The following is a 3,651-nucleotide window of genomic DNA, read 5'->3' as shown; positions in this document are numbered from 1 at the left end:
GGAGCATATCCGCTAATGTCACGAGTCCTTGAGATGCCATCTGCACTTGTTCCACGAATAGAGCCGAGTGTTGCAAAAATGTCCCATGCGCAAACTCGGCGATCATTGGGGCATTGATCCGCGCTTGAAGTCCGGCAGTTTGACGCCTCGCGCAATGCCCAAAGATGAGAAGTCCCCGCCGATTTTCTCAACCCACCGAGCCTTTTTTCTGCATTTTAGCCGGCTGTTTTTTGGACGCGCGATGTCGCTTATTGTTGAGGGCACAAATGCGAAGTGCCGCGACATCCGTTTTACGTCCGTTATTGGATGGACATCTGATGTGAAACCGACATCCCCAGATCGGTAAATCGTGCCGTGGGCGGCTCTTACAATGTCGCCCGATTGTCATCCGTGGCGGTTTCCGAGCGCACTGTTTTCAACGGGCGCACGACGGTTCGGCAGCCACTAACCCGACGCATAGGCGAGCGATCAGCGCGTCGTCTGCGCGTGCGTTGCGGAGGACCAACACATTCAGCCTCGCCCATTTGCGTTCGCAGCCGCGGGCTATGATGTCGGCCTTGGCAGCCATCTGAGCGGACCATCGAATCTCCTTGATTTGGCCAGTATGTAAGAAGCCTCCACCGCGGCTCTAAGCATAGAAGTTGACTGCTCTTTTCCCTGAACCGCAGCCCCATCCCTCCAAGTCCTTCGCACGAACTTCCAAGTTAAACTTCTGAGATGGAATGAAGAGCTATCGCGACGACGCCTTCGTCAGGATCGTCGGCTCGTCGGCCCGGAGATTACGGTATTGGACCAGAGTCTAAACGGCGACGAAAAGTGCGTATCTGGCATACATTGGATCGCTTGCTCTCGGTGAACGCCTCGAAAGTGCGATCATTCCGAACGGAGGATAGATAGCTTCGTTGCGAACGACAGCTTTGCGCGGCGGCCATTCCCGCAAGGTCGATTTTTGACACGTTTGAGATATTGCGAACGACCCCGCGAATGTCCGCTGCTAGTGAACGTCAGGCCGACATTGTGGAGTAACGAATACCGATCAAGCCTTTTCCAATTTCAGAACGTACCTTGTACACGCTCGACAAATTGCGCGTTCATGGAAGCTTCTCGATCAGCTCCCTTCTGCCGATCTCGAGATTGTCATAAGGGCCATCGCGCTGGGTATTGCAGAGGGGTGCATATCCGGCTTGGAGATCGCGCAAGGATGTTATCAGGCAGGGATTAGCCAACCAGGATCGACCGTAACGGCTTTTCAATCAGCCGGTTTGCCCCGACGGGCAAAGCACTCCGGCTTCTCGTTCGCCTCTGTCCATCCCCTTATCCTAAAATATTTCGCCTTGCGCCGACGGGCAAATCATCTTTACAAGCCCGCCCGTTCCCGCCCGAAAAGAGGGGCGTATCGCGATCGTCACGGACGTTGGGCGCGGGATGCGATGGACGAGGGTTGGCGCGGCAGACGAGCGCGCGAGCTCTCGGACGGCGAAGTCGTGTGGTCCTGACATCTCGACGCTGATGTCAAGTCGGCGACGACTGCTTCGGCAATCGTGCCTGCGATGGTGACAACAAGCCCGATCACCAGGGAGAGCGCGAAGGAAACCGTTAAAACCAATCGCGCAGGGAATGCCGGATCGTTCGGTGAACCTGTGGTGACTACGCTCGTATGCTTTTTTCATTCGCATACGAGGCCGCGGGTGCGGCCAAGCGCCCGGCATTCCCTGCGTCCTCTGTTTTGGAGAGACGACAATTCGCATGGCTCGGGTGCATTTGCATCGCGGGAAGGTGAAGGCGTGGGTCGTTGCGAGGAGCGCGCGAGCGACGCGATGACGGGGTAGTCGGCCAGCGCCCCCTCAAAGGCTCGGGCGCTCAGGCCGGCGCAAACATATCCTGCGGTTTTGGAACCATTGCTCTCTCTCGCCTCTTGTAGGACAGCACTGAGACACCACTGCAAAGGGATAGAGCCTCATGAGCGACACAGTCATCGTCAAGCCAGGTGGAACCGACCTGGCTGAAGCAGTAGCGGGCGTGTCCTGGGCCGCCGTTGCGGCCGGCGCCGTCGTTTCCTGCGCGCTGACATTTGTACTGCTGGCCTTCGGGATCGGCCTCGGGTTGTCGGTCGTCTCGCCGTGGAGCGGGGCAGGGGTTACCGCCACCACATTCAAGATCGGAACGGGTCTTTATCTTGTCGTGATCGCCATGCTGTCGTCTTCGATCGGCGGTTATATCGCCGGCCGTCTGCGCTCGCGCTGGGTTGGTGTCCAGGCAGACGAAGTGTACTTCCGCGATACGGCGCACGGCTTCGTGGCGTGGGCCTTCGCATCCGTCCTCGGCGCGGTTTTGCTGGCGACACCCGCAAGCAGCCTGATCGGTGGCGGCGTGAGCGGCTTGGGCCAAGGTGCTTCGGCCGCCGCAAGCCGGTCAGGTCCGATGGATAGCTATGTCGATACGCTTCTGAGGTCCGACCAGGCGCCGGCGCAGGGTCAGGGCGCCTCCGGCGACTCGCGATCCGAAATGGTGAGGTTGTTCACGTCGAGCTTCCGCAGTGGCGGCGACTTGAAGCCGAACGATCGGAGCTACGTTTCCAAGATCGTGGCTGCGCGGACCGGCCTCAGTCAGGCCGACGCCGACAAGCGCGTCACGGATGTCGTCACGCAAATCAAAGCGGATACCGATGCGGCACGGAAAGCTGCGGCGCAACTCGCGTTCTGGCTCACCGCTTCGCTGTTGCTCGGCGCGTTCTGCGCAAGTCTCGCGGCAACCGAAGGCGGTGGCCTGCGTGACGGGACGTGGGGGTCGCGCGCCCGTCTTTCACCCTCCGTTCGAACCTGACAGGAGCAGGAAATGCCTATTCTTCTTTGGCTGGTCGGAATTCCGATCCCCCTCATCATCCTCATCATGCTTCTGCGCTGACACCAACAACGCAACCCTCAAACGAGACTGGAATTGACCATGGCCAAAAAGTCGAAGCTGCTGAGTGATCTCTTTCACGAGACGCTCAAGGATATCTATTTCGCCGAGAACAAGATCCTGAAAACACTTCCGAAGATGGCGAAAGCCGCGCAGTCGAAAGAGTTGCAGAAGGCCTTCACCAAACATCTTCGGGAAACCGAGGGTCAGGTGAAGCGCCTTAATCAGGTCTTCAAGATCATCGGCAAGCCGCCACGGGGAAAAACCTGTGCGGCCATCAACGGCATCACCGAAGAGGGCGCGGAGATCATGAAAGACTTCAAGGGAATGCCGGCGCTCGACGCGGGCCTTCTGGCGGCCGCTCAGGCCGTCGAACATTACGAGATGTCGCGTTATGGCACGCTGCGCACCTGGGCCGAGGAACTCGGAATGGCCGACGCGGCGAGGCTTTTACAGGCGACTCTCGACGAAGAGGAAGCGACCGACTCCGCTCTTACCAAGCTTGCCGAATCCCTGGTCAACGTCGAAGCCGAACAGAAACTGGCGGCTTGAAACGGATGTTTTCCACGCCACATTGGCTGCGCAGGGGAGTTGTCGACCAAGGAGTTGCAAACAATGACCGATATCAAAGAACACATGGAAGTCATCGGCGCCGACGGCGTTCACGTCGGCACCGTCGATAAGGTCGAGGCTAACCGGATCAAGCTGATCAGGAAAGACAGCGGAGAAGGATCGCACGAGGGGCATCAC

General features: G+C 58.6%; 3 protein-coding genes. All 3 read left to right on the top strand.

All coding sequences use genetic code 11. The annotated features are described in order from the left end of the window. Positions 1-1,959 precede the first annotated feature (1,959 nt). The gene (locus WB528_RS01160) at positions 1,960-2,823 is read left to right on the top strand and encodes a hypothetical protein (RefSeq protein WP_423886599.1); all 864 of its coding nucleotides are present in this window, start codon (positions 1,960-1,962) and stop codon (positions 2,821-2,823) included. 120 nt (positions 2,824-2,943) lie between these two features. Continuing rightward, a complete protein-coding gene (locus WB528_RS01155; protein WP_423886598.1) occupies positions 2,944-3,453 on the top strand; it encodes a ferritin-like domain-containing protein in 510 nt (169 codons plus the stop codon). 63 nt (positions 3,454-3,516) lie between these two features. After that, positions 3,517-3,651: DUF2171 domain-containing protein (locus WB528_RS01150; RefSeq protein WP_423886600.1), on the top strand; the 135-nt coding region annotated here is incomplete at its 3' end.

Source organism: Bradyrhizobium sp. (genome assembly GCF_049586575.1).
In the GTDB taxonomy this organism is placed as follows: Bacteria; Pseudomonadota; Alphaproteobacteria; order Rhizobiales; family Xanthobacteraceae; genus Bradyrhizobium.
Note: the sequence above shows the minus strand (reverse complement) of the source record. Positions and strands in the feature narration are given on the sequence as shown.